General features: G+C 72.6%; 4 protein-coding genes and 1 pseudogene. 1 reads left to right on the top strand and 4 read right to left on the bottom strand.

The genetic code is table 11. The annotated features are described in order from the left end of the window. A pseudogene (locus G6048_RS46635) lies at positions 1-1,065 on the top strand (DNA polymerase III subunit gamma and tau); the annotation flags it as partial. 95 nt (positions 1,066-1,160) lie between these two features. Here G6048_RS46635 and G6048_RS46630 read toward each other — a convergent pair. From G6048_RS46630 to G6048_RS46615, 4 genes are all read right to left on the bottom strand, one after another. Further along, positions 1,161-3,098 (bottom strand): copper resistance CopC/CopD family protein, encoded by a 1,938-nt coding sequence (locus tag G6048_RS46630; RefSeq protein ID WP_235991116.1) that lies wholly within the window; start codon positions 3,096-3,098, stop codon positions 1,161-1,163. A gap of 153 nt (positions 3,099-3,251) precedes the next feature. Then, on the bottom strand, positions 3,252-4,055 hold the full coding sequence (locus G6048_RS46625; protein ID WP_165345676.1) for an SDR family NAD(P)-dependent oxidoreductase: 804 nt from the start codon (positions 4,053-4,055) through the stop codon (positions 3,252-3,254). After that, the gene (locus G6048_RS46620) at positions 4,052-4,543 is read right to left on the bottom strand and encodes a cupin domain-containing protein (protein WP_165345675.1); all 492 of its coding nucleotides are present in this window, start codon (positions 4,541-4,543) and stop codon (positions 4,052-4,054) included. The genes G6048_RS46625 and G6048_RS46620 overlap by 4 nt, the downstream gene beginning before the upstream one ends. A 62-nt stretch (positions 4,544-4,605) precedes the next feature. Beyond that, positions 4,606-4,843, bottom strand: a 238-nt coding sequence (locus G6048_RS46615; protein WP_165345674.1) for a GNAT family N-acetyltransferase, incomplete at its 5' end; no start/stop codon positions are given.

Genomic DNA, 4,843 nt, shown 5'->3' with positions numbered 1-4,843 from the left:
GCTCGGGCGGCTGTGCGGGGGGCGGGGGCTCCGGACTCCGGCGCCGGTGCGGGTGCCGGTGCGGTGGCTGGAAGGGCACAGGAAGCGGGCTCCGGGCCGGCGGCTCAGGGCGGCGCCGCCCAGCCTCCGGCCGCGCCCGTCGCACCGTCTCCTCAGCAGCCGCCCGCTCAGGCGCCGTCCGCTCAGCCGCCGGCAGGCGCTCCCCCGGCCGCATCACCGGCCGCTCCCTCCGCAGGGCAAGCGCCCGGCGCCTGGCCCACTGCGACGGCCGCGGGCAGTGGTCGGCGTCCCGGTGGGTGGCCGACGGCGGCGTCCGCGGGTGGGGGGCAGTCTCCGGCCGCGTCGTCGCCGCCCCCCGCGGCTCCGGCGCCTGCGGGCCGGCCCGCGCCATCCGCCCCTGCGGGCCCTTCCGCCCCTTCCGCTCCGGCGGCTCCCGTGAGCGGCGGGCCCGACCCCCGCATGCTGTGGCCGAACATCCTTGAGGCGGTGAAGAACCGGCGCCGTTTCACGTGGATCCTGCTCAGTCAGAACGCGCAGGTCGCGGGCTTCGACGGTACGACGCTCCAGATCGGCTTCGTCAACGCCGGCGCGCGCGACAACTTCTTGAGCAGCGGCAGTGAGGAGGTGCTGCGCCAGGCGCTGGGGGAACAGTTCCAGGTGCAGTGGAAGATCGAGGCGATCGTCGATACGTCAGGGGGTACGGCGGCACCACCACCAACAGCCGGGCCCGGCACCGGCGGGGGCTACGCATCTGGCGGGGGCTACGGCTCCCCGAGCACCGCCACTCCACCGGCGTCCAGGCCCTCCGCACCACAGCAACCCGCTGCCCCGGCGTCCGGACCGAGCGTCCCCCAGACTCCGGCCACCCGCGCTCCGGCCCCCGCCGCACCGACGCCTCCGCCGGCACCGCGCCCCTCGGCTCCGGAGCCGCCGCCCGTCTCCCCGGAGGACGACATCCCGGAGGACGACGACCCCGATCTCGACGAGTCGGCGTTGTCCGGGCATGAGCTGATCGTGCGGGAGCTGGGGGCGACGGTGGTGGAGGAGTTCTCGAACGAGCAGTAACGAGGAGTCCCGAACAGGTCGCCAAGGCGCCAATCCCCCTCAGGGCATCCCCCTCGGGGCATCCCGCTCCGGACATCCCGCTCCGGACATCCCGCTCAGGGCGAGATCCGCACCTTCTTCGACACCGTCACCTGGTCGATGTCCGAGGTGCGGACCGTGACGTTCATGGTCCAGGTGCCGGGGAGCGGGAGGTTCAGGGAGTTGGTGGCCCAGTAGCCGCCCTGGTCGGTGAGTTCGGCGTCGATGGGGCCGATCTTCTCGGCGGCCAGGGTGAAGGTGAGGCGGACTTCGGGGACCGTGGCGACGCCTCCGTTCTGGCTTATGACAATCGCCTGGACCGAGTTCTCGTTGACGCGGCCCGGTTCCAGGACGATCTGGACCTTGCCCTTGCCGTTCGGGGTACCGACGTCGAAGGGGATCAGGGTCATCGAGGTCGTGGGCTGACCGGTCGGCGCGGTCGGCGCGTCCTGGGTCTCGGTGGCCGCCCGCCCCGGCTGGGTGCCGGTCAGAACCGTCGTGAGCAGCAACACCACAACGCCCACGACGACTTCGGCCAGCACGGAACGGCGCAGGGCCTGGTGACGAGGTTGCGGGGTCTCGTCGGCTCCGCCCGATTGACCGGACTTGTCGGGCCCGTCACCGGACTTGTCGAGCCCGTCAGACGTATCGGAGCCATTGGATCCCTCGGAATCGCTCGGCCCCTTGCCGTCCGGGACATCGGCATCGGACGCCGCCCCCGTCGAGGCACCGGCGACCGCACCCCCCGTACTCGCCGCCCCCACCATCTCCAACTCCCGCACCCGCACCGGCTCTTGAGCCGCGAGCAGCCCCGCCGTCCAGCGCCGCGAATACGCCGCCGCCCCCAGCAGCAGCACCACCGCACACACCTTGGCGGCCAGAATCCGGCCGTACGACGTACCGGTGAGCGCCTCCCAGGAGCCGAGCCCCCGCCAGGACTGGTAGACACCCGTGATCACCAGGACCACCACGGACGTGAACGCGAGCCGCGAGAAACGGGCCACCGACGCCGCCGAGGGCGGGGTCTCGGCGCGGTGCAGCGTGGTGAGCAGCGCCGCGAGGCCGCCCATCCAGACCGCCATCGCCAGCAGATGCAGTACGGAGGAGACGATCGCCACGGGAACCTGTATCCCCGCGGACGCGTGCTCGGCAGCGGCCCAGGTGACCGCCAGCGCCACGGCGAGCACCCCGCCCGAGGCGACGACAGCGGGCTTCGGCCGCTCGTCCACAAGCTCGTCCGCCCGTGACGTATCACGCGCACCCCACAGTCGTACGAGGAAGACCCCCGCCAACCCCACCAGCGCCAGCCTCGCCAGCAGCGCCCACCCCGGCCTGCCGCTCAGCGTGTCCTTGAGGAGGGAGAGGTCGAGGAGGGTCGCGGGGCCGGTTCCGCGGGCGTACGGGCCGCGCAGGAACAGCAGCGCGACGGTGGACAGGAGCAGGGTCCACCAGGCCAGGCGGAAGAGTTTCCGGAGGGGGCGGACCGCGGGCGGGCGGCAGGCGAGGACGAAGGTGGCCGCGCCGATGAGCAGCGCGCCGGCGGTGTACGCGGCGTACCGGGCCAGGTCGTAGAGCAGACCGGAGGCGGGGTGCACGGCGGGCTCGGCGGAGGCGTTCGCGGTGGTCGCCGAGGGTGCGCCGATGGAGAACGTGAATGCGCCCGAGATCGGGTGGCTGTCCGCCGAGACCACCCGCCAGGCCACGGTGAACGTGCCCTCCGGCAGATCGTCCTGGAGCCGTACGCGCACGGTGTCGGAGCCGCCGGCGTGCTCGGCGGGGCCCGCGTTCATGCGTACGTTGTCGGGGCTGAGGACCCGGATCGAGTCGTCGGAGATACCGACCGCCTCGGTGAAGGTCATGGTGACCTGCTTCGGGGCGGTCTGGAGAACGGTGCCCTCGCGGGGGTCGGTGTCACGCACGGAGGAATGCGCGGACGCGCTTCCGGCACCGCCCAGCAGGAACAGGGTGCCCAGCATCAGGACGAGGGCCACCGCCCGGCGCGGCGCCGCCACCATCCGCGGTATTCGGCCCACGTTGCCTCTCCCTCTCCCTTTCCCTGCCTATCCGATCCCCGACGGGAATACGGATGTACGCAGCACCATGCTCACCTCAGCGCCCCGCGCGCCCCCGGCCGTCCTCACCGCACCCGCGCACCCCTCCGCCCGCCCTCACCACGTCGGTCGCGCCGATACCCCGCCGTCCACGACCAGGTTGTGGCCCGTGATCCACGAGGCCATCGGGGAGGCGAGGAACACGCAGGCGTCACCGACGTCCTCCGGGCGGCCCAACCGGCCGGTGGGGACGGCCTGTTGCCAGCGGCGTACGCCGTCCGGCCAGGCCTCCGCGAGGCCTTCGCGGTCGATCAAGCCTGGTGAGACGGAGTTGACGCGGATCCCGTACGGACCGTACTCCAGGGCCGCCGACCGTGCGTGCATGATGACGGCCGCCTTGGACGCGGAGTAGTGGGCGTGCATGGGGGCGGGGTGCGTGCCCTCGATGGAGGCGATGTGGGTGATGCTCCCGCGGCTGCCGTCGTTGCCGCCCCTGCCGTCGCCCTCGCGCATCACCTCCACCGCGGTCTGCGTGCACGCGAACACGCTCGACAAGTTCGCGTCGACCACCGCCCGCCAGTCGGCCAGGGTCATGCCGGGCAGTTGCTGGACCGGCTGTACGCCCGCGTTGTCGACCAGTGCTGTCAGGGTGCCGCCGCCCCAGTCCGCGGCCTCGCGCACCAGGCGACGGCACTCGGCCTCGACGGTGAGTTCGGCGTGCAGGGCGACCGCGCTGCCGCCCGCGTCCTCGATGAGCCCGACGACCTCGCGGGCCCCCTCCGCGTCCGTACGGTAGTGAACGGCCACCGCCGCTCCCGCCTCGGCGAACCGCAACGCGATCCCCCGCCCGATGCCGGCCGAGGCCCCGGTCACCAGCGCCACCTGCCCGTCGAGCAGCCCGCTCACAGCCGACCCGCTCACGGACGGCTCAGCGCGGCGATCCGCACCGCCTCCGCCGGGTACCGCGCGGTCAGCTCGGCCGCGTCCCCGTGCTCGTACCCGCCGTACGTGAACCCGGGCGCCATCGTGCACCCGAAGAACGACCAGCCGCCGCCCGCCACGACCCGCGCGCCCATCCAGGTCCCCGCGGGCACGGTGAACTGGACGTACTGCCCGCCGAGCACATCGGGACCGAGGACGACGGTGCGGGACGTACCGTCCGGGTCGAGCAGCAGCATCTCCAGCGGATCACCGAGGTAGAAGTGCCACACCTCGTCGGTGGGAAGCCGGTGCATCGCGGAGTAATCCCCCGGCTCCGAGGTCAGCAGCACAACGATCGAGGTCCCCTCGGGCCGCCCGTCCGCCCGCTCGGGCCCGGCCCAGAGTTCCCGGAACCGCCCGCCTTCCTTGGGGATCGGCTCCAACTGATAGTGATCGACGAGGTCTTCGGGAGTGATGTCACTGGCCATCCTCCGACCCTAAGGGCCCGCAGTCCCCGCGGGCCCCGCGGCCTCGGCAGCGGCTCCAACGCTCACGAGCCCTTCCCCAAGCGGAGAAAGGCAAGGCGCGCCCGCTTCTCCGGCAGATACACCTCCGGCAGATCAACCTCAGGCAGCACCACCTCGGGCCCGACCTCGAACCCCTGCCGGATCAACCGCTCGATCGCCTTCCCATTGCGCGCATCGGGCTCGACCACCACCCGCCTCAGCCCAAGCCCGCGCAGCACATACGCGACAAAAGCGCTGATGAGGCCAGAGGAGTACCCCGCC

The organism is Streptomyces ureilyticus (genome assembly GCF_011045025.1).
Taxonomy (GTDB): Bacteria; Actinomycetota; Actinomycetes; order Streptomycetales; family Streptomycetaceae; genus Streptomyces; species Streptomyces ureilyticus.
Note: the sequence above shows the minus strand (reverse complement) of the source record. Positions and strands in the feature narration are given on the sequence as shown.

What these genes read in the sequence shown, in the direction of transcription:
- G6048_RS46630 (WP_235991116.1), bottom strand. Translation starts at nt 3,098, where the DNA reads ATGGTGGCGGCGCCGCGCCGGGCGGTGGCCCTCGTCCTGATGCTGGGC.
- G6048_RS46620 (WP_165345675.1), bottom strand. Translation starts at nt 4,543, where the DNA reads ATGGCCAGTGACATCACTCCCGAAGACCTCGTCGATCACTATCAGTTG.